This window comes from Xylanimonas ulmi (assembly GCF_004216535.1).
Classification (GTDB): domain Bacteria; phylum Actinomycetota; class Actinomycetes; order Actinomycetales; family Cellulomonadaceae; genus Xylanimonas; species Xylanimonas ulmi.
Map to the genome: position 1 here is coordinate 2,696,729 of NZ_SGWX01000001.1, position 20,621 is coordinate 2,717,349.

A 20,621-nucleotide genomic window follows, 5' to 3' on the forward strand; every position below is an offset into this window, starting at 1 on the left:
ATGGAGTAGTCCATCGGGGTGTGGCGCAGCTTGGTAGCGCGCTTCGTTCGGGACGAAGAGGTCGCAGGTTCAAATCCTGTCACCCCGACCAGCCGAAAGGCCCTCTGACCAGCGGAAACGCTGGGTGATGAGGGCCTTTCGCGTTGCCGGGGAAGGTTCCCGGTGGGGGTGCTTCACGAACTGCTTCATTACGGATCCGAACCGACTCCTTCGTTGGGCGCTCCGCCGCCCGGCATGCGGAACAGCGGTTCCATGTGCCAGCCGGGGCCGACCTCGGCGACCGGGGCGAAATCGTTCATGAAGGTTGCTCCGGTCTGGAGTACGGGCCGCAGGTCGTGCCGGTAGATCAGTTCAGTCGTTGACGTGTCGGAGTGGCCCACGAGGTGCGAGATCTGCTCGACCGCTGCGCCGCCGGCGGACATCAGGGACACGAAGGAGTGTCGCAGCTCGCGCGGTGTCCACTCGGCCGGGCTGACGGACGGGACCAGCTTGAGCGCCGAGCGAAACCCTCTCCGGACGTTGGCGGCGTCGAGCGGGGTTCCGAGAGTCGTCGTGAACACGAACCCCGTCTCCTGCCATGCTGCGCCGGCCTTGACGCGGGCTGCCGACTGCTCTATGTGCCGTCGGTGCAGTGCCTCGGCCGCGAGGTCCGGCATCGCGAGGGTGCGACGGGATTTCTTGGTCTTGGTGTCCCCGGACTTGCGGACGGACCGCCAGACTTCGACGGTGACCGGGTTGGCGTCGAGGTTGACTCGGTCCCACGTCAGGGCGCGGATCTCCTCGGTGCGGACGCCCGAGAGCATCGAGACCACGATGTAGGCGTACATCCAGTGGCCCTTGGTGAGTCGCAGGACGTCGAGCGCCTGCTTCTCGGTGAGGGACTTGGACTTGCGCCCCGTTCTGCCGCGCGGCGGCTTCACGAGCTCGACGACATTGCGGTCCACCTGGTCGCGTGCCATCGCCCTCTTCACCGCGTTGTTCAGCGCGCCCTTCACCTCCGCGATGGTCCGCGTCGAATGCGTATCGACGAGCGACGCAAGGAGCTTCTCGACGTGCTTGACCGTCATCTTGCGCAGCAGAACCTGGCCGATGCCTGCCTCAATGTGGGCACTGACGTACTCGAGCTTCTTGACCGTGCTCTCGTCCACCTGGCCCTGGCCGTAGTGCAGCCAGTCCTTGACCGCGTCACCAACGGTGACCTTGTCCGCCCCGGGCGCGAGGCCACGCTCGTACTCACGCGCGAGCCGGCGCACCGCATCGATCGCCGCGGAGCGCGACTTCCCGTAGCCCGTCTTGCGGATCTCCTTGCCGCGATCGTCGTAGCCGACGACCCGGGTTGCGACGAACCGCTGACGCTTCTCGTTCCAGTAGACGCCTCCCTCCCCACGGGATCGGCGAGGAGTGCTCTTCTGGGCGGCGTTCTCCTTCACGCCGCACCGCCGAGCTTCGCGACGTACTCGCGCACCGCCTCGACCGGTACGAGCCGGCGGGTGCCGACCTTGACGGTGCGCAGCGCCCCGCAGCGGATCAGCTCGTAAACGACGGTTCGCCCGATGCGCAGGGCCTGGGCGGCTTCCTCGACCCGGTAGAGCACCGGGGTGATCTCACTCACGGTGAGCGACTCGTGCTTGGTCATTGCTCCTCCACGCTTCACGGCGATGCCCGAGGGAAGGTCCCTCGCCGTGGGAAAGCCCTCGGGGCGGGGGCGGAGTAACAGACCGAGGAACGGAGGCGGACGCGGGCGGCTCCGGGCGCGTCCACGCGGTGTTACTCCGAACCCCCGTCACGGGCTTTCCCCTCGCGAGGGGTCCTCCCTCACGTGCGGCGCAGAAGCGCCCACAGGAACGTCGCGCCGGCTGCGACGCGACCCCGAGAAGGGAAACCGGCCATGCACAAGGCGAACCGGCACACTCGCGCGGTCCCCGATCACCGTTGCGCGTCGTGCGACGACGTCGCCGTCGGCGTCATCACGTTCTTCACCGACGACGGCCCGGTCGCGTTCGTGGCGTGCCACGCCTGCGGCACCGACGCGCTGATCCACTCCCGCACCCGCGTGCGCTTCCGCTCGCACGCCACCCGGGCTGAGGTGTTCCGCGGTCTTCCTGGGAGCGCGGCGTGAACGGGCCAGGGCGGGAGACGGTCCACCGTCGTGACATCGACGGCGTCGAGTACGACGCCCCACTCGACGTTACGTGCCTTGACTGCGGCGACAGAGCCGCGGCCGACTTCGAGCACCACTACTACGGGTTGCCGTCCGGCTGGGAGGCCTACTCGCCCGAGCGCGGGTACCGCGGCGGTGTCGTCTGCGGGCCCTGCGTCGGGCGGGCGATCGACGACGTCCTCGACGCGCTCCGCACCGTGCCTGAGGACTTCATCTGGCAGCCGGGCGCGGGCATGGACGAAGGGATCGGACCGTGACCACCCCTGACGAGAGCATCGGCACCGAGCTGCTCGAGCGCGTCCAGGGGGTGCTCGCCCGCTACTGCGTCCTGCCCAGCCAGCACGCCTACGTCGCCGTGACCCTGTTCGCCGCCTACACGCACGCCGCCAACGCGTTCGACTTCGCCCCACGCCTCGTGCTGACCAGCCCGGAGAAACGGTCGGGCAAGACGCGGTGCATGGAGGTCGTCGCCCTCATGTCCCACAGACCGATGAAGACGGCGAACGCCTCGACCGCGGCCATCTACCGCTCGCTCGACACCCCGATCACGCTCCTGCTCGACGAGGCCGACACGGTGTTCGGCACGAAGATCAAGGCCGAGCAGAACGAGGACCTGCGCGGCATCCTCAACGCCGGCTTCCAGCGTGGCACGCCCGTCATCCGGTACGACGCCGGTCGTCGCGCCGTCGAACACCTGCCGACGTTCTCGCCTGTCGTGCTCGCCGCGATCGGTCGACTGCCGGACACGATCACCGACCGGGCGGTCAATATCCGGCTGCGACGACGCAAGCCCTCCGAGAACGTCGAGCCGTTCCGGCTCTCACGCGACGCCGACCCACTCAAGGCCCTCGGCTACGACGTCGGCACCTGGATCAGCGAGAACATCGACACCCTCAAGCTCGCCCAGCCCGACCTGCCCGTCGAGGATCGCGCCGCAGACCTGTGGGAGCCCCTCGTCGCCATCGCCGACCTCGCTGGCGGCCCGTGGCCCAGGCGGGCTCGCGCGGCCGCCGTCGCGCTGACGAAAGATGCCGCGGTCGTCGACGCCGATCACTCGGTCGGCCACGAACTGCTCACCGACATCCAGGCACTCCTCGACCGGCTGCCATCGGAGTGGATCACCACCGAGTCCCTGCGGACCAGCCTCATGGCCGTTCCGGACTCGCGCTGGCATGACGAGGGCCTCAGCGGTCGCAAGCTCGCCATCCTCCTGCGCAGGTACGGCATCGCCGTCGGGCGCAACCCCTCAACCCAGATGCGCGAGCGCGGCTACCGACGCTCGGACTTCACCGACGCGTTCGACCGCTACCTCCAACCCCCGCAGGAGTAGACCGCCGCCGCGACAGGGGACGACCACCCCCGAGGGTCCTTTCCGTCCGAGCCATCGGGCCTGGCCTGCGCGAACAGCGCCTGGACGCTTCCAGGACTTCGGACGCATTGAACCGTCCGACGAAAGAGCCAGGTCCGGCATCATCGCAGGCCACCCCACCCTCGGACGGTTCGGACACTTCCCCGCGCGACGGAGGCGCGCGGCAGAGACGTGCGACCGCGGGCCGCGCATTGCGGCGTCACGAGCCCATCGCCTCGCCACTTCGCCCGGTGGGGGCGATGTACCTGTCGAGGCACCCCTGAGGTTTCGGGCGAGGGAGGTGAACGATGGCGGCGAGGGCAGGGGCCAGGACAGGGCGCGGTAGGACGGGGCGCCGGGTCATCACGGCTGCCGTCGTCGGCGTCGCGCTCGCCATCGTCGCTCCGATCGCTGGCCTCATCCTCCTGGTCGCGGCTGTGGTGACGAACATCGTGGGTGTCGACTCCGGTGGGATGCAGACGGGCGGCACGGTCGTCTACGCCAACGAGGGGTCGACCTTCGTCGACACCAACCCACTCAGGAACGCCTGGGGCGGCTACCAGAACGGTCAGATCCTCGCCGCGAGCCTGTGCCCGATCGCGACGGCGACGGGCCAGCAGGCCACGTGTGACGCTGTCGCCGCGTTCGCGAACCTGAACGCCGCGTACAGGCAGACCTTCGGCCGCGACATCACGGTCACCGACTCCTACCGCTCCTACGCCGACCAGGTCGCCATCAAGGTGGCCAAGGGCAACCTCGCCGCCACTCCCGGGTACTCGAACCACGGCTGGGGCCTCGCCTTCGACCTCGGCGGCGGCATCGACGACTACGACTCCGAGCAGTACGCGTGGATGAAGGCGAACGGTTCCCGCTTCGCGTTCTTCCACCCGACCTGGGCAGAGCCAGAGTCCCCGGACTTCACGAAGGCCGAGCCCTGGCACTGGCAGTTCGTCCCCGCCGCCGCCCAGCTCGGCCCACCGACGAACAGCGCCGGAACCCCCGACAGCAACCGCGCTTTCGGACGCACGCTCGCCGACCAGAACAAGGGATGGACGGGCGACGAGTGGGCCTGCCTGGAGCAGCTCTGGACCGCCGAGTCCGGTTGGAACCACTACGCCGACAACCCGACGTCATCCGCCTACGGCATCCCGCAGGCCCTGCCCGGCTCGAAGATGGCCACCGCCGGCACCGACTGGGAGACCAACCCGCGCACCCAGATCATCTGGGGCCTCGACTACATCGCCGACCGCTACGGCACACCGTGCGAGGCGTGGGCCTTCTGGAACCGCCACAGCCCGCACTGGTACTGAGGAAGGAACCCAACGATGCACACCCGACGCCGATCCGCGAGGGCCTACGGGGTCGCCGCACTCCTCACGGTGAGCGCCATCCTCGCGGGGGCATTGTGGCTCGCCGCCCGGCCCGACGACGGCCCTGCCATCGCGCGTGCCCGACCGACGACGGGGTCCGCGCCGACGGCGACCACCCCGCCATCGTCGACCCCGGCGCCGTCGGGCATCCACCAGGCGGCGCGGGCTCGTCGGGAGGAGGCCGAGCGCCTCGCGTCCAACGCCGCCGATGCGGGGCGCGCTGACGGCAACGTCGCCACCGCGGCGCCGACGTCGGCGGCCCAGCCCGTCGACGACGCTGAAGTTGCCGCGGCACGCGGCTGGCTCGAGACCGCGCTGACGTGGCGTGAGGACGAGGCGCCGCTGGGGCCATGGGGGCGCGCCGTCGAGCGGGCCCACGCGCAGTGGGCCGCCGACCACGTCGAGCAGACGATCGTGCCGACAACGGCGCTGGAGCACATCGCCTCGAACGCATCCATCCACGCCGCGCTACCGCGCGTCGTGGCGATCACCGACAAGACCAACGCTGAGTGGGACGCACCGAACGTTGTCACGCTCGCCGCGGACGTCGTGTTCGGGACCGGCGTGGGCTGGACCCGCCCCGGCCTGCGGCTGCTCGCGACGTTCGAGGTCGCGGACGGCGAGGTCACCAGCGTGTTCATCGACGACGGGTACGTCATCTCGGACCCAGAGCTCCTGCCATGAGCGGGCGGGTCCTGCGAGGCGAAGACGTCACCGTGCCAGACCTGGACTTCGGGTGGCTCGACGGCGTCGGCACCCCGACCGCGGGCACCGCGCTGCGCGACATCGCCGGGACGGTGCTCGGGGTCGGGATCCTTCTCTGCGCGATCGCGTTCATCATCGGTGTCGCCGGGTGGGTCGCGGCTCACGCCTCGGGCGGGACGTTCGGCGGCAAACGGACATCGCTCTTCGCGGGCGGAGCCGGTGCCGCGCTTCTCGCGATGGTGCTCCTCGGTTCCCTTGCGGGCGCGACGGGCTGGGGCGCCGGTACCGTCGGCGAGTGGACGACGACGTTCCTGCCGCTGGGCGGATGAGCACCACCGCGGCGGCGCGCCGAGCGCGGCAGATCCGAGACGAGGTGCGCCCCCACGTCGTGCCGATCGCGTCGATCGCGGGCGTGACTGTCGCTTGGGCCGTGTGGGTCACCGGGTCGACCTGGGTCACGCCCGCGTTCGCCATCGCGGCCCTCGCTGGCGCCACGCTGGGTGTGATCGACGCGCGAACCCAGCGACTGCCGAACGCCATCGTGCACCCGGCCTTCGCCGCGGTCCTGGTGCTGCTCGGCATCGCGGCCGCCGGGACCGCCAAGTGGGAGAGCCTGGCCCGCGCGGCCCTGAGCGGCCTCGCCCTGAGCCTGGTCTACCTCACGATCAACCTCATCGACCCGTCGGGCCGAGGCCTCGGCCTGGGCGACGTGAAGCTCGCCGCGATCCTCGGACTCCTCGCCGGCTGGGTCTCATGGCAGGCCACGGCGTGGACGGGCGTGCTGCCATTCCTCCTCGGTGCGGTCGCGGCCGTCGCGATGATCGCGACCGGCCGAGGTGGTCGAGGCCGCACGCTCGCGTTCGGGCCGTACATGCTGATCGGCGCCGTCGTCGCGCTGACCTTGGCGATCAGGTAGTCCAGGCCTCAGACAAGTCCGACCCGCGAGTTATTTGCGTTCGGCGTACGCGGCTCCGACGCTACGACGTTCCCGTTCCGGTGAACCGGGTCGGCACGACACACGCCCCTCGCCCGAGGTGTCCGTCAAGCACCGCTCCGTCAAGCGCAGCCGTGTCCGGCGTGGCGAGCGGTGGCGTCGCGGCGTCGCTCTCGTTGCGGGACTCGCGACCGGGGTGACTGTGGCTCTGGTGGGTGTCTCGGGCGTCGCGGCGGCTGCGCAACCGCCGTCTTTGGGTCAGGACGGTGAGGTCGTCCTGGTCGACGAGTGGCACACCTCGTATCTGAATGCCGAAGAGTGGCAGATGCCGATCTCGCCTTATGTCCTGGCGGTCGCCGAGGACGGATCTGTGCTCGCGCACGGCATCGCCTCCGCAGGGGCGCCGGAGTACAGGGTCGTGCGTCTCGACGCGCGGACGGGCGAGACGTTGGCCACGTACGACACCGCAGACGCTGGCGGCGTTGACGCAGAAGGCGTCGTCGGTGGCGCCGTGGCTCTGGGTGGCCCGGTGGATGGTCAGGTGTGGGTGAGCTCGCCCCAGGGGCTGGATCGGTTCGCGTTCGACGGCGCCTTCGTGGAGCGTGTGACACCCCCCGACGGGCTACGGTTCGGCCCCCACTCGCCGGGGCTGGTGGCCGACTCCGGCGGGCGGATCTACGGACGCGGCTTCGGACCTGGGTCGCAGGGTGATGGCGCCATGGGCTTCATTGTCTTCGACCCGCCCACGGGCCAGTTCTCGTTCTTCGAGGATGACGGTTGCTTCGACGACTTACTCAGCCACAACATGATCATGACGCACGACGACACGCTCGCGACGGTCACCCGCTCGTGCGAGGACGGCGCGAGCATAGTGCTGGCGACGATACGGACGGACGGGACCGGGTACTCCGAGTTGCCGTTGGGCGAGCTCCACGACCCGTACGGCACTTTTGATCCCTTCTCGGTGGCGCAGGATGCGGACGGATCCCTGTACACAGTGGGCCGGTGGGACGGCGCCGTGCACCGGATCGAGGATGACGGCGAGCTGACCGAGGTGATCTCGCCCTCTGACTACGGCGTGCCGATCGACGAGGTTGGCAACGTCTTGGGCCTGTACGTGGACTCGGCCGCGGGGCGGATCTACGTCGGCTCACCCGCCCACTGGACGTCCGGGAATGCCGGCCTGGTGAGCGTCTTCCAGCGACTGGCCTCGCCAGACGTCCAGTGGTCGGCGCCGGTGTCGGCCAACACCTGTCAGGAGGTCTCGGTAGGCCCCGAGCGCGTCACGGGCACGCCCGACGTGACGTGGTACCAGCTCACGTCGGGTGTGCTGCCCGCCGGGCTCACGCTGGACCCCCGCACCGGCGTGATCTCTGGGGCGGCGACGCAGACCGGGACGTTCGAGGTGGGGGTGACGGCCTACAACGGGGTGAGCCCAGCGACGGCGACGACGACTTCGGACACCGTGACGGTCACAATCACAGTGACCCAGGCCCAGTTCGAGACGACTGGTGTCGCGCTCGTGGGCGTGCCTGAGGTCGGGCAGAGCCTGAGTGCGGACATCGGCGCCTGGGACCCGGCCCCGCAAGTGGGGGCCTACCAGTGGCTGCGCGACGACGAGCCGATCGAGGGCGCGACAGGCGTGCAGCACATGCTCACTGCCGAGGACCTCGACCATGCGGTGAGCGTGCGGGTGACGGGGACCACGGGCTGCTTGGCCCCGGCCACCGTGACAGCCGACTCGGTCATGGTCACGAGCCCGCCCGTCGAGCCGTCAGACCCGCCCGTCGAGCCGTCAGACCCGCCCGTCGAGCCGTCAGACCCGCCCGTCGAGCCCTCAGACCCGCCCGTCGAGCCGTCAGACCCGCCCGTCGAGCCCTCAGACCCGCCCGTCGAGCCGTCAGACCCGCCCGTCGAGCCGTCAGACCCGCCCGTCGAGCCCTCAGACCCGCCCGTCGAGCCGTCAGACCCGCCCGTCGAGCCCTCAGACCCGCCCGTCGAGCCGTCAGACCCGCCCGTCGAGCCGTCAGACCCGCCTGTCGAGCCGTCCACAGCCACTGCGCCGGTGGTCAGCTCTCTGCCGCTGACCGGGGCGCACACGGCCGCCGTCGGCGGTGCGGCGCTGGCGCTCCTGCTCGTGGGGTCGGGCGTCATCGCCGCCACGCGGGTTCAGCGACGTCACCGATGAGCCCAGCCGTGAGGCGGATGACCGCGCTCGGCAGGTCAGCGGCCGCCCTGGGCGCGCTCACGGCGGCCATCGTGGCCGTCGGCGCAGGCCCGCGCTGGTGGAGGCTGGACGATGGGCGACCTCTCAGGACGCCCATCGTCCAGCCGCGACGGCGCCGGGGCAGGGTCCGCCATCCGCGGACGTGAGCCTTGACCAGCAGATCGTGCGGTCCACCTGCAGAACACCGACGCGGCGCTCGTGCACGGCAATCTCGACAAGCCCGCCAACATGCACGCGGTCTACGCCGTGCACACGACCGAGTCCCCGTCGAACATGCGGGTGGGGTAGGCCTGTTCGTTGAACAGGTATGAAGCCGCAAGCACCCGTGAGGGAGACGACATGAGGCCGAGCCTGCCGCTGCGCCTGCGGATCACGCTGCGCGTGGTGGCCGCAGCCCATCGAACCGGAGAGCTGTTGATCGCCGCCTCCGAGGCCTGGCTGCTGCGGATCAAGGACCGCTACGAGGCGACCCGCGCCCGACAGGTCGTCAGGGCCCGCATCCGCGTCGAGCGGATCCTGCGAGACGCGCACAGACCCCACCCCGCCGCGCCGACGCGGCCAGGACGCTCCTCGCAGACGCACGCCCATCAGGCTGCGCGGCCAGCCGCGACTCGATGACCCCACACCGATCACCCACACCAACGACTGCCGGTAAGGACGTAGACCCCATGAACAGTGTCCTCGCGGAGTTCGACCGCATCGCCCGCGACACCGAGCACACCCGCTACCAGGACGCGGCGTCGCTGTGCGTGTACGCCCACACCTCGCTGACCCTGGCGCGCGAGGCCAGCCGCGCGGCCCGACGCGGCGACCCCGCCGGCCAACGCGTGCGCGTCGAGGGCATGCGCCGCGTGGACACCCAACTCGACATCACGGCACACCAGGCCCACCAGATGGACCCGGCCGCAGCCGCCGGCGTGCGGGCGGCGATCGCCAAGGCCGAGCGCGCCGCAGCCGCCGACAACCTCACCCAGTACGCGGCGTGCGCGCTCGAGGCCGCCGAGGAGATCTGGCGGTACTACGCCCGACGCATCAGCGAGACCCTCGCCACCGAGAACCTCGCGGCCAAACGCCCGACGCACACCGCGCTGGTGGGCGCATGAGCGCCGCCGCCACAGCCGAGCCAGACGTCCAGCTGCGGGTGCGCGTCCCGGCCCGCCTCGACATGCAGCTGCGCCTGTGGGCCGGACGCGAGGACGTGTCGGTGAACCAGTTCGCGCTCGACGCGCTCTACGCCCACATCGCCGACCTCACCTCCGGCGTCAGAGTCCGCGACGACGCCGTCGCGCTCACCCTCGACCGACTCGTCACCGCCGTGGAGAGGCTAGCCAGCCTGATGGCCGACGAAGTCGAGAGCCTCAGTGACGAACGATGAGAAAGACAGACGAATCGCCCACGACGAAGCCGTGACGCGACGTGACAAGGCGTTCGCGGCCGCCGATCGGGCGTGGGACGTGTACATGGCGCTCGGCCGGGACTGTGTGGCAGCAACCGACGCCGCTCATGCGGCGTCAGGCGGCCGCGAGGGGTGGTTGGAGTCCTGGCGAGCCACCGCGCAGTGGGCGCGACAGCTTGAGCAATCGCGCGCCGCACTCTCGACCTACCAAGCAGCGGTCCCCCGCGCCATCACGACCGCTGTCGGCACGCGTGAGGACCGACGAGGCCGCCAGGCTGTGGGGGCGCGGGGGACCTGCTCAGCTCCGTCGGTGACTGCCACAGAACACAGAACGACATTGATGCGCCGGGTCGCGCACGATCCGTATAGCGTCCAGAACCACACACGGTTAAGGGGCGGGTTCATGCGAGGAAGATGGACGGTCGGCGCGTCGGCTTTGGCTCTGGCGGCTCTGTTGGCGGCTGGTTGCGACGGCGTCAGTACGAGCGCCGGGCCCGAGTCCGTGGAAGAGGTGCCCCAGGCCGAGACAACCCAGGACGACGTGGCGCTGGACGCGGCGGCGTGCGGGGCCGTCTCCGACATCCAGACGATCGTGGCGAACGCAGACGTCGCCCTGAGCGAGGGCCGATTCACGGTCCAGGAGCAGCAGGGCTGGTACCAGCTCGCGACACGCGCACTCCACCGCATCCCGACAGGTGGCGACGGTGTCGTCAGCCAGGGGGTCGCCGCACTGCAGGAGGCCGTGCCAGAGATCGCCGCTGGTACCCAGGCCGAGACATTCGACATCACCACAGATGACTGGAACGCCGCCCTCGCCGAGCCCTGCGCAGCCGCAGGATCGGAGTTGTCCATCTCCATGTTCACGGGCGGCTGAGGCTCACGGCGTAAATGAGGCGGTGCCTCCGTATATGCGGGCGAACCGCTCATCGTCTCGAAGCAGTAATCACCACGGGCCCGCCGCCGTCAGGACTGGCGTTGTCACGTGCGGCCAGGTGGGTCTCCTCGCGAAAGCCAACCGTCAGAAGACCTCGGAGACTGTGAGTCTTGACGTGGCTGGTCCGGGACCAGCCACGTCAAGATGGCGCTGGCCGCATCCTCTGCCGTGACTCACATTCAGCGGCGCCCTTGGTCCGAATCACTCGGTGGTTCAGACTTGAGCGGCGCCAGATCGACGTCCTCAAAGGGCACGACCTCTTTGGGGCGCGTCCGTGCGATGAGGACCTCGTCGCACGTGACGCCTGAAATCTCCTTCGGTTGGCGCGGCCCGTCGTCGACCACGATGCGCCAACACGTCCCCAACGAGACGCGTGCTGAGTTGATGCCCGCCTCTGCGTACCCGTTTCCCTGGGAGTAGAAGGTCAGCTCGAGTGCGTTCCCCGTGGCGACCCCTGTGAGGGCGAGTGAGCTGTTGTGGTAGCTCAACCCACGGTCCGCATCCGCCTCACGAATGGCCTCACTGAGGTCCTTGTTCAGGAACATCGTGCTAGCACAGTCGGAGAGCTGCTCGGTCAAGGGTGCAGTGTCCGTGTCGGCTAGCAGCTCGCGGGCAGACTGCGTCACGCACTCAGCCACCGTCGTGATCTTCCTGGGCAGGCTCTTCCTAGCGAAGGCTTCAGCTCGTGGCCCCACTTCATCTAAGCCACAGCCCGCCATCGCGCCACCGAGCGTCACAGCAAGCACGGCTGCCGCGCATCGGCGGCTAGTGGTGAGCGAGAGCATTCTCAAGGGCCTGAGAGTAGAGGTCTGTGCCGATGCCGTTCGGGTGCACGGAGGTGCGCGAGACGAACTGACCGCTGACAAGGAACCCGAAGAATGACAGCAGGGGGTCTTCGCCAGGAGTGACCTTGAACTCGAGACCGTTGATGCCCGACACCCCGTCACCCGTGCAGAGGTTGTGCCCCGTGAATGACTCCTGGGTGTCGACGAAGAGTACCTCGGGTTCGTCCGCTCGGTTCGCTGCCTCGACCGTCTGACGGATCGTCTCGTTCATGGCGTCGGCGAAGTCGTTTAACCAACCTTGGTTCGACGTGTCGATGAGGATGCAGTTGGTGCCGCTCTCGAACAGTTTCGGGTAGCCGGTTACTGCGATGCGAGCGTTCGGAGCTCGTTCACGGACGAACTGGAGGACTGTTGTTAGCCGGTCCGGAAACTCATGCTCCAGGCGATGGTGGCCGGCGTCGATGGATGGCTCGGTATCGCCCGAAAGCACAGCTGTGGAGCAGTCCACGGCGAGTACTGTGAGGTATGCCTTGACGCACGAGCTGACGATGTCCGAGAAGCGCATGTCATTACCCCCGATCGACATCGTGACAAGCGTCGTGTTCTCGTCGAGGTACCCGGCGTCGAGTTGAGACACCATCCCGGCCTGACCGTAGGCACCGGACTGTTCCTCGTCGCTAGATGGGTTGTTGCCCTCGATACTGTGATGTGGGAGCAGGTTCTCGGACACTGCGCCAGAGCAGGCAAGGAAATGGAAATCCATGCCTACGTCGGCACGGTCACTCCTACTACCGATGGTTGCATCGTCCCCTGGCAACGTCGTCTTGCGAATCCAGGCGTTGGCCGATTGGTGGCACGCGTTTTTGCTCACGATGACGCTGCCGTTGTTGTCGCTCCACGGCTCGTATTCGCCTGCGCCTTCGCCGGAGCCGAACGAGTCTCCCAGTGCGACGACGAACTCGTCGGGTTTGCCCGGTAGGGCCTGGAAGCCCACGGCGTCCCAGGCGATGTTGTCCACCCCGTCGATGTCGAAAACTCCAGACTCCTCGTAGCGCTTGGTGGTGTCGTCGTCGACGAGACTGTTGGACAGTGAGACCGAAGGTTCGCCCTTCATCTGGAAGACGCCGAGGCTCACCCATTCGTTTGAGTACCGCCGCTGCGGGAGGTAGCGCGTCTGCGTCGTTCCGTCGCCCAGGTTCACGGTATAACCGGCCTGCTGCGTCCAGCCCGCGTAGTCGGGTAGGTGCACCCAGACACGAGTCCAGGTACCGGTCATGTCGGCTCCTCGGGTCCAGGTACCGGTGACGTGGGTATTGGGTTCCGTCTTGTCCCGCATGTGAGCGAACCAGAAATGACCGTTGAACCCTCCACCCTGCTGATGAAGGTCGACCTTTGCGGGATATCGCCCGTTCGCGTCTGCCTGCGCGAAGCTGAACTCGAACGAGCCCGCGGTTGTGCGGTGAGCGCACTCACCGCTCGTGCGCGCGTTGCGCTGCGTGGTGTCGTCAACCACGACAACACCAGTTGGGGGCGGACTGCAGTTGGCCAGGAAACTAGACCTCAAGGTTAGAGCCGGGAGCGAGTAGGCCATGCTGCTGGCCTCGGTGTCGTAACTGGAGGGGAAGCGTTCGAAGCCATGGCCGCACATATAGTCGCAGTCCACGCCGTCTCGCCACACGACCGGTGCGTTCCACCAGCACTCGTAGTAATGGTCTGTGCTGGTGCTCAACTGGCACGGCTCCGGCACGCCGGGGTCGCAGTCGTTGACCGCGGGGTCGCAGAATATGTGTGCGGGCGGAGTGGCGAGCGAACGGAGATCGTTGCCGTTCCACCAGGCAGTGCGAAAGGAGGACACGCGCTGCGAGACGTAACTGCGGCTTGTTGGGTCGGCGTATTGAGTCTCGACAAGCGAGGTGCCATACGCGGCCCACCCGATGATCTTCTCGGGGTATGGCCAGTATTGCGGGTTTGAAGCATCATTCTGCGTGCCTTCGAGGAACGGCGTCCGCGACACAGGATAGATGGTGTTGATGGGGTTGTTGAACCAACCGACGCCCCACGGCGTTCCGTCCTCGGTTGGCGGGTGGAACCCTGAATTGTAGGCCCAAGTGGTGAAGAACCAGTTCTCGATATAAGCCGAGCGGCCGTCGTTGATCAACATGCCCGCGTTGGCGAGCTCGTTCCACTTCTGTCCGAGCATTCGAACAGCCTTTGCAATGTTCGCCGTGTAGTCCAGGGCGATTGCGCGCTGTTGAGCGTATGGCAACGCCGTCTCGATAGGGCGCCCGGAGTCATCTGTCCGCTCGTACCCGGGCAGACGCATGCCGTCGGTGATCTGTCCGATCCCATACCCGCAGTCGGCCTGGCCGTAGTCGATCTCCCAGATCGACGCGGCATTGCGGTTGCCGTAGTACGAGCCAATCAGAGGATTTCCCGTGTTCCCGGGAGCGGTATATCGCGACGCCTGCCAGAGGTTCGACTCCTGCATCAGGACCCCGAGGACGATCTGCGGCGGGATGGTTCCGCCGCCCACGAGCGGCACCGGCGGGAACATCGCTTGCGGCGAGTACGACGCCATCCCGAGGTTCCGCCAGTTCGCCGGCCTAGTCTCCGTGAGCTCCCCCTTGACAGCACGGTCCACGGCCCACTCCACCTGGCGCGGCTTGGGCTGGTAGGCCTGGTTTACCGGGTCGTTACGCGGGATGGAGCACGAGCGCTCGTCCTCGACAGGATTGTGTGGGTCGCCGACTACCCCACGGCTGAGAGCACCGCTTCCCGGACCGGCTTGGACCTCAACCAGGCCCGCGGCCCGGCTGGATTGGCGAACCTCCCCGAGGTTCGCCTCATCCAGGGAGAAGGTGATCGACTCATCTGTCACTACGGCGGTTGCCACGATCTCTGGCTGAGTGTTGACGCCCACGACTGCGGAGCTCGTGGGATCGCCTGCGGGCTCAACCTCGGTCACTCCGGACGGCTTGATCGAGTCAACGACCAGGGCGCCGGTGGACGAGATCACCGCGTGCGGACCAGCCTGGGGGATCTGGTCGACACCCTCGACTCCGGTGAGGTCAGCGTCCACGTTCCCGCCGGTGAGGTGGAACCCTCCCTCCTGGGCCGACTGCACACGCCGAATACCTGCGCGTCGACGCCGGGCAGTTCGCCCCCCAACTCCTGGGCGTGTTCGACGACGGCGAGCCCAGCCTTGACGCCGTCGCCGAGGAGGCTCACGCCCTCGCGGAGCGCCTACGCGACGCGGCCATGCGCGACGGCGTCAACCTCGTTATCGACACTACCTTCACCGACGCAGACCAGGCTGTCGCCGTCGGCCGCCAGCTTGCCGACGCCGGCTACGTGATCGACGTCGTCGACATCCAGGCAGTAGAGACGACCGCGGCACTAGCCTATGCGCGCGACGCCGCGCAGCGCCTGGCTGCCGATGTCGATGCCGTTACGGGTTACCGGCGCTACGTGGTCAACCCAGAAGGCAATTCGGCGCTCAAGTCCGACCTCGCGCGCGCGACCGTCGGTGGGCCACTCGTCGACGCCGGCGCCGCACGCGCGCTGGCCACGGCACGCACCAACTCGTCTGGCCTCGCCGCGCGGCACGGTAATCGCGGCCTCGGTGACTGACCGCTCGCTTCGTCGATCCCCGGAGTATGCCCGCCTGGCAGATGATGCCCAGCAGTCCGGGTGTCGCGGCTGACGAGGTGGCTGCGCGCACGGTGTGCGCGACGGTTCGGTGCGGTTGATGCTCGGGGCGATTATCACCCGCGACCAGGGACGATTCACCCGCAATCCGGTCAGGTCGGTGCCAGGTCCAACTCTAGTGTCAACGCCCGGGTGCCGGCTTTGTCGCACCTGCGAGACCGACTGAAGTTCGACGACTGGAGCATGAGTGAGCGAGAACGACGCGCCGTCCCCCGGCTGGTATCCGGACCCGGTTGGCGGTGGAAACCAGCGCTGGTGGGATGGTTCGCAGTGGGGACCCGTCGGGCCCAGTGGGGCACCTGCGTCATCGCCCGTTCTGACGGACGCCCCGTCTGCCCCGACGATGGCCCCGCCGCCCTTCGCGCCGACCCCCGGTAGCGGGCCGGAAGGTCAGCCGCAGAAGACCAAAGACTCCGGGACGGCGTACCTGGTCCTTGCGATCCTCGCGCTCCTCCTCGCGCGGGTCCCCTTCATCGGCGTGTTGCTGACCGTGATGATGGTCGTCTTCGGCGTCGTCCTGTTTGTGCGCGGTGAGCGCGGCAAGAAGCTCATGATCGGCTTCGTGTGCGCGCTGCTCGGCGCTGCTCTCGCGTTCGGCGGCGGCAATGACAACCCCAAGGATGAGAGCGCCTCCAAGGCGCCGGCGGCGGCACCTGCCGCGCAGCCTGACACCTCGGCCGCTGCCGCAGAACCGGCCCCTTCCCCGACGCCGACGCCCGCTGCTGAGGCTCCCGCACCCGTCGCCGAAGCGCCCACACCGGCCGAGGACCCCTCCCCGTACGGCACGTACCCGCAGGCGGAAGCCGATTTTGTCGCGACCGTCACCGGGGCCAGCGACCAGTACGGGGCGGTCGAAACCGACCTTCAGCGGTCCGAGGTCGTCCGCAACCGCAACGCGACCGTCTGCTCGGCAACCGGTGGCAACGCCACGGACTGGGTCGGGGTCGTCTCCGACATCGGCGCCAACCGTGAGGGCAAGGCATGGGTGGAGATCGAACTCGCTCCCAACGTGCGCGTCCACACATGGAACAACGCCCTGTCTGACATCTCCGACGAGACGCTGATCGACCCGAGCGAGCCCATGTTCGGTGGCCTCGTCGCGATGACAAAGGATCAGAAGGTCGTGTTCTCCGGCAGCTTCGTGGCAGACGACTCCTCGTGCGTGAAGACGTCGAACATGACCGAGACGTTCGGCGCGCTGGACCCGCAGTTCGTCTTCAAGTTCAGCGACGTGCACGCCCAGTAGTCACTGCGCTCCGAAGACCAGCGCCCCGTACCTCGCGCCGAGGTGCGGGGCGTCCTGCGTCGTCGCGCCAGTGGCGCACACGTGCGGGGCATGAGGACTCAGCCCGACGATGCCGCACGCGCGGCTGCCCACGCCCGCGACGACCAGCGTTCGCCGCGAGCAGCCTTGTAGTCAGCGACACTGAGCGCGCGGAGTGCGGCGGGTCCGACGACCTGCTCATCCCGGAGCTGGGGAGCCGGGCGAACCGGAACGCCGTCGCGTCTACGGACACGGGCGCGGCGCTGGCTACGTCGCGCGTCCCGTGCCGCCTCCCTCGCACGGCTGGTGGGCGGCTGTCGGGGACGCGTTCCGGGCCACAGGCTCCGGCACGACGCGCGAGAGCGCCGCATTGCGCGACTGGGACTCACTCCCGCCCGAGGAGCTCAACCCCGGGAGCGTCCTTGTAGATCCCGTCTCCTGCGAGAACCGGGGCTCCGATCGCAATCGCTGTGGCTGCGATCCATCGATCACCGGTGTTGATCTTCTGACCGAGTGCGTGACCCATTCGTCGACAGTTCGCGGATAGGTCGGCGTACGCGACGATCACGTCCTCGGTCACCGGGACCGTTGTCGTGGCGTTGAGCTGAGCAACGATTCTCGCTCGTCTGGCTGCTCCAACGTCCTTGATCGCGAGTCCCATCAAGACCTCGGCGCGGGTCTGGGTGGCAACAACGATAGAGCGGCCCTGCAACAGGTGTCTCCAGCGTTCGTCGCGCGCGTCTGTTCGACGCGCTCGCGCGTACAGCACACTCCAGACGTCAGTGTCAAGCAGTACCCATCGCGCCTCGACCAAAAGTCACGCTTCCTTAACCGCGGTCAGGAACGACTCCCATTCGTTGTCGTCGAAGTGCGCCCCACCCTCCGGGTCGGGACCACGCTCGTCAGATGGAAGCTCCCACGTCGCGGCGTACGCTGGCAGCCATTCGGTCGGTACGGGGACGAGTTGCAGGCTCGGCGCCTCGATGGAAACGATCCTCCCCGACTTGTCACGGGTGGGTAGGCCCGTGGCAGACGTGCGCTGACCAACCATCTCGCGCGAAACGGCCTCAGCCTCGACGACGTGCTCCAGCGTGACACGGTTCCCCACGTCGTCGGCGATCCGGAGCCTGCTGGCGCGAAGGTCCACCATCTCAAGTCGACCAACGATCGTCGTCTCCTCGGAAGCGGTGGTCCGCGTGGGAACTCGCCAGATGCTCCGGTCGCACTCGGCGGGACGGAACTCGACACGAGCGCCGTCTCCCCGGGTGATCTGTACGAGTGGCGCCGCGCGCTGCAACGCGTCAAGTAGGCCGACGGCGCTCTCGCGTACGGGATCGGGTGAGTCCGCCGGGGGCGCATCGGTGCCCAGCGCCGCGACGATGTCCCAGAACTGGTTGCTGACCTGCTCCTCGAACGGCGTATCGAAGTCCAGGCGGTCGTGCACGCCATGGGTGATAGCGAGGACCGTACTCCCGCTCTTCACGCCCGACAGACGCAGCGCAGCGGCATCCTCCACGACTCTGGGGCCGCGCCCCGCTCCGTCGATGTCGGCGACCCACCGGCTGACCCTCGTTGAGAGGTCTTGCAGTCTTGCCGCGATTGCTGCCACGTCGGCGAGAGTGATCTCGCCCGAAGGCAGCGTCATCTCCCGCAACCTCAGCTCGTACTCCGCTGCCATCGGACCCACCTCCCTCAACGCCGAGAACCCTGAACGAGCGAGCATTCTTCCGCAGTCCTACGACGCAACCGAAACCTGCTGGACGCGATTGAACTCCGATCGCGACCTTCGCGCCCCTCGGAGCATGGGACTGGACACAGACGGGATCTAGGCTCAGCGTTCCATGCATGGCGGGTTCCAGAGCCGGTCTGGCACTTCGCGCATCCGCTCAGTCGCCGGGTGCGCGCCCGTCGGGCCGCCCTTGGGGAACGCCGACGACGACAGCGTGGCCTTCCATCGCAGGTCGGCCTCGTCGAGCGCCGGTTTCGTCTGTGTAGCCAACTCGGCGCGCAGAGCGTGCGGGTTGAGACCGGAGCGCTTGGCGATCGCCACGAGCGCGGTCAGGCGCGCGTTGTCCCCCGCGCGGTCGGCGTGCACGAGGATCGCTTCGGTCTCGACCGACCCTCCCCCGGACAGGAACAGCGCGGTGCCGGCTGCGGTGGCCAGCGCCGGCCGCATCGTCTCGGGCGCGCCCCGGTACACGCGCACGAGCGCGGCAGCGTGCTCAGCGTCGGCGGCCGCCGCGAGCATGACCGCGTCGCGCACCGCCTTGGGCCCTGAGATGGTCAGGTGAGCGAGCACAGCCATCTGGTTCGGGTCGTCGAGAGCGGGGCGGGTCAGTCTGTCGAGCGTGGCGGTGGCGACCTCGGCTCGGAACGACGGCGGGGAGGCCGAGAACAGTGCCCGGTCACGCTCTTTGATGTCCCCGAACGCGGGCGTGGGCGAGGGCTGGTAGCGGGCGACGAGTTCGTCACGGCTTGCGACCGGGGACGGTAGTCCCGCGAGCACGGTTTCGGCGCTCACGTCGGGCAGGTCCTGCGGAGTCGTCCACGCGTCAGCGCGGACCTGGACGCGCCAGGTGTTGTCGACCACGTGGGCGACGAGGGGGTCGGGGAGGGCGGAAGTGGCAAGCAGGGCGTCGCGCAGGAGCGCGGCGCGGTGCGCACCGTCGCGGCCGTACCCGACGAGCAGGAAGACCTTGTGCTCCGGGCTGGCCTTGGCCAGCCGGGCGACGTGCGCAGCGATGTGCTCGGCGAGGTCCTGATCACTGGCCACGGCTTGGTCCCATTCGGCGACGATGCGCGGTCCGGTGCGCCCGTCGCGGGCCATCCCGACGGCGACGACGTGGCGGTCGTTCATGACGTAGCCGAACTGCGCGGGGATCGAAGAGAGGAACTCTCCGATCGGCGAACCTGGCATCTCACTGCCCGGCCTCGACGTCGCCGCGCAGGGTGTCGACGGCATCCATGTCCAAACGAGCAGCGGGTCCGGCGCGCTCGACGTCGATCGGTACCAGGGTGTCCGCTTCGACGTCGGGGGTGACAGATGCGGACCGGAGTGCGGCAACCAAGACCGCTTCGATGGGCGAGGTGTTCGGGTCACTCATGGTGCGCTCCGACCAGGTCGAGTGCGGGCAGGGTCGCGGGCTCGGGCTCAGGTGCCACAGTGGCGACGGCCCTCTCCTGCGGCGGTGGGGCGGGAGTTGGTGGCGGCGTCGCCGCGCCACTGGCGCGTCGACGCCGCACCCGGGCCTTCTTCTCCGCTTCGGCGAAGCCGATGCGGCGCAGTTCGGCGACCTGCCATCCGGCGCGCAACGCCGCCTCCCACGCCTTGACGTCGGCGAGTTCGGCGGCGCTGATGTCCGCGGTGGCTTTCGCCTTGGCTGCCTCGACGTCGTGTGCGGACGACTCGCGCACGTCGGCCACGTTCTGCCTGGCCTCGGCCAGCACGCGCACCGCGTCCAGGCGCGCGTCGTGGGCGCGGCGCGCCGCTTCGAGTGCCTGCTTGGGTGTCGGGTTCTTCGCCATACCGGCCACGCTAGGAGCGCAGACCCGCGCAGCGCCGCGCAGCGCCGCATAGCCCCGGCTATGACCCCGCAGGGCACGTCGCCTGCGGAAACGCGCGGAGCAAGCTAGACGATCAGGTGACCTGATCGAGGCTTGCCCGCCGACGACGTCGGCGGTGGCGGCCACACTGGCCGCAGATCCCCGCACGAGGCGGGGTCGCTGCGCTGGCTTGAGGGGGTGCGACGTGGTCGATGAGGTCAACCTGTGGGCTCCGCCCGAGACCAC

General features: G+C 68.6%; 23 protein-coding genes and 1 tRNA gene. 15 read left to right on the forward strand and 9 right to left on the reverse strand.

All coding sequences use genetic code 11. The annotated features are described in order from the left end of the window. Window positions 1-14 precede the first annotated feature (14 nt). Window positions 15-91 (forward strand) — tRNA-Pro (locus EV386_RS12490). Between the two features lie 97 nt (window positions 92-188). On the opposite strand, the gene EV386_RS12495 is transcribed toward EV386_RS12490, so the two are convergent. Beyond that, window positions 189-1,430, reverse strand: coding sequence for a site-specific integrase (locus tag EV386_RS12495; RefSeq protein WP_130415448.1), 1,242 nt, complete (start codon window positions 1,428-1,430; stop codon window positions 189-191). Next, entirely contained in the window at window positions 1,427-1,636 is a 210-nt protein-coding gene (locus EV386_RS12500; protein WP_130415450.1) for a helix-turn-helix domain-containing protein, read from the reverse strand. Before EV386_RS12500 ends, EV386_RS12495 begins: the two co-directional genes overlap by 4 nt. 252 nt (window positions 1,637-1,888) lie before the next feature. Between EV386_RS12500 and EV386_RS12505 the strand changes: the two genes are divergently transcribed. From EV386_RS12505 to EV386_RS12560, 12 genes are all read left to right on the forward strand, one after another. Then, window positions 1,889-2,119: a hypothetical protein gene (locus EV386_RS12505; protein WP_130415452.1), complete on the forward strand. Its 231-nt coding sequence runs from the start codon at window positions 1,889-1,891 to the stop codon at window positions 2,117-2,119. Beyond that, entirely contained in the window at window positions 2,116-2,418 is a 303-nt protein-coding gene (locus tag EV386_RS12510) for a hypothetical protein (RefSeq protein WP_130415454.1), read from the forward strand. The genes EV386_RS12505 and EV386_RS12510 overlap by 4 nt, the downstream gene beginning before the upstream one ends. Continuing rightward, window positions 2,415-3,491 (forward strand): DUF3631 domain-containing protein, encoded by a 1,077-nt coding sequence (locus tag EV386_RS12515; protein ID WP_130415456.1) that lies wholly within the window; start codon window positions 2,415-2,417, stop codon window positions 3,489-3,491. Before EV386_RS12510 ends, EV386_RS12515 begins: the two co-directional genes overlap by 4 nt. A gap of 326 nt (window positions 3,492-3,817) precedes the next feature. After that, window positions 3,818-4,819 carry a M15 family metallopeptidase gene (locus EV386_RS12520; protein ID WP_130415458.1) on the forward strand — a complete coding sequence of 334 codons (1,002 nt, stop codon included), beginning with the start codon at window positions 3,818-3,820 and terminating at the stop codon, window positions 4,817-4,819. A gap of 15 nt (window positions 4,820-4,834) precedes the next feature. After that, a complete protein-coding gene (locus EV386_RS12525; RefSeq protein ID WP_130415460.1) occupies window positions 4,835-5,563 on the forward strand; it encodes a hypothetical protein in 729 nt (242 codons plus the stop codon). Between the two features lie 32 nt (window positions 5,564-5,595). Then, window positions 5,596-5,913, forward strand: a complete 318-nt coding sequence (locus tag EV386_RS12530) for a hypothetical protein (protein WP_165399923.1) — start codon at window positions 5,596-5,598, stop codon at window positions 5,911-5,913. Next, window positions 5,910-6,500, forward strand: a complete 591-nt coding sequence (locus EV386_RS12535; protein ID WP_130415464.1) for a prepilin peptidase — start codon at window positions 5,910-5,912, stop codon at window positions 6,498-6,500. The genes EV386_RS12530 and EV386_RS12535 overlap by 4 nt, the downstream gene beginning before the upstream one ends. Window positions 6,501-6,843: 343 nt before the next feature. Continuing rightward, the gene (locus EV386_RS12540) at window positions 6,844-8,706 is read left to right on the forward strand and encodes a putative Ig domain-containing protein (RefSeq protein ID WP_130415466.1); all 1,863 of its coding nucleotides are present in this window, start codon (window positions 6,844-6,846) and stop codon (window positions 8,704-8,706) included. 378 nt (window positions 8,707-9,084) lie between these two features. Beyond that, window positions 9,085-9,363, forward strand: a complete 279-nt coding sequence (locus EV386_RS12545; protein WP_130415468.1) for a hypothetical protein — start codon at window positions 9,085-9,087, stop codon at window positions 9,361-9,363. A gap of 50 nt (window positions 9,364-9,413) precedes the next feature. Beyond that, on the forward strand, window positions 9,414-9,848 hold the full coding sequence (locus EV386_RS12550) for a hypothetical protein (protein ID WP_130415470.1): 435 nt from the start codon (window positions 9,414-9,416) through the stop codon (window positions 9,846-9,848). Further along, complete coding sequence (locus tag EV386_RS12555) at window positions 9,845-10,120, forward strand: hypothetical protein (RefSeq protein ID WP_130415472.1); 276 nt, start codon at window positions 9,845-9,847, stop codon at window positions 10,118-10,120. The genes EV386_RS12550 and EV386_RS12555 overlap by 4 nt, the downstream gene beginning before the upstream one ends. A 523-nt stretch (window positions 10,121-10,643) precedes the next feature. Beyond that, complete coding sequence (locus EV386_RS12560) at window positions 10,644-11,015, forward strand: hypothetical protein (RefSeq protein WP_165399924.1); 372 nt, start codon at window positions 10,644-10,646, stop codon at window positions 11,013-11,015. A gap of 239 nt (window positions 11,016-11,254) precedes the next feature. Here EV386_RS12560 and EV386_RS12565 read toward each other — a convergent pair whose 3' ends face one another. Together EV386_RS12565 and EV386_RS12570 are read right to left on the reverse strand one after the other, a co-directional pair. Continuing rightward, complete coding sequence (locus EV386_RS12565; RefSeq protein WP_130415476.1) at window positions 11,255-11,653, reverse strand: hypothetical protein; 399 nt, start codon at window positions 11,651-11,653, stop codon at window positions 11,255-11,257. Between the two features lie 187 nt (window positions 11,654-11,840). Next, window positions 11,841-14,984, reverse strand: coding sequence for a GDSL-type esterase/lipase family protein (locus EV386_RS12570; protein WP_130415478.1), 3,144 nt, complete (start codon window positions 14,982-14,984; stop codon window positions 11,841-11,843). A gap of 53 nt (window positions 14,985-15,037) precedes the next feature. Here EV386_RS12570 and EV386_RS12575 point away from each other — a divergent pair, with 53 nt between their 5' ends. Both EV386_RS12575 and EV386_RS12580 read left to right on the forward strand, forming a co-directional pair. Continuing rightward, window positions 15,038-15,490: a zeta toxin family protein gene (locus EV386_RS12575; protein ID WP_165399925.1), complete on the forward strand. Its 453-nt coding sequence runs from the start codon at window positions 15,038-15,040 to the stop codon at window positions 15,488-15,490. Window positions 15,491-15,755: 265 nt separating this feature from the next. Next, complete coding sequence (locus EV386_RS12580; RefSeq protein WP_130415482.1) at window positions 15,756-16,814, forward strand: DUF2510 domain-containing protein; 1,059 nt, start codon at window positions 15,756-15,758, stop codon at window positions 16,812-16,814. A 403-nt stretch (window positions 16,815-17,217) separates the two neighbouring features. On the opposite strand, the gene EV386_RS12585 is transcribed toward EV386_RS12580, so the two are convergent. The 5 genes from EV386_RS12585 to EV386_RS12605 all read right to left on the reverse strand — a co-directional run bounded on the left by EV386_RS12585 (window position 17,218) and on the right by EV386_RS12605 (window position 20,357). Next, window positions 17,218-17,646 (reverse strand): PIN domain-containing protein, encoded by a 429-nt coding sequence (locus EV386_RS12585; RefSeq protein WP_130415484.1) that lies wholly within the window; start codon window positions 17,644-17,646, stop codon window positions 17,218-17,220. A 3-nt stretch (window positions 17,647-17,649) separates the two neighbouring features. Next, window positions 17,650-18,510, reverse strand: coding sequence for a hypothetical protein (locus tag EV386_RS12590; protein ID WP_130415486.1), 861 nt, complete (start codon window positions 18,508-18,510; stop codon window positions 17,650-17,652). Window positions 18,511-18,663: 153 nt separating this feature from the next. Further along, window positions 18,664-19,749 (reverse strand): hypothetical protein, encoded by a 1,086-nt coding sequence (locus tag EV386_RS12595; protein WP_130415488.1) that lies wholly within the window; start codon window positions 19,747-19,749, stop codon window positions 18,664-18,666. A gap of 1 nt (window position 19,750) precedes the next feature. Beyond that, window positions 19,751-19,936 carry a hypothetical protein gene (locus EV386_RS12600; protein WP_130415490.1) on the reverse strand — a complete coding sequence of 62 codons (186 nt, stop codon included), beginning with the start codon at window positions 19,934-19,936 and terminating at the stop codon, window positions 19,751-19,753. Continuing rightward, entirely contained in the window at window positions 19,929-20,357 is a 429-nt protein-coding gene (locus EV386_RS12605; RefSeq protein ID WP_130415492.1) for a hypothetical protein, read from the reverse strand. The genes EV386_RS12600 and EV386_RS12605 overlap by 8 nt, the downstream gene beginning before the upstream one ends. Window positions 20,358-20,621 lie beyond the last annotated feature (264 nt).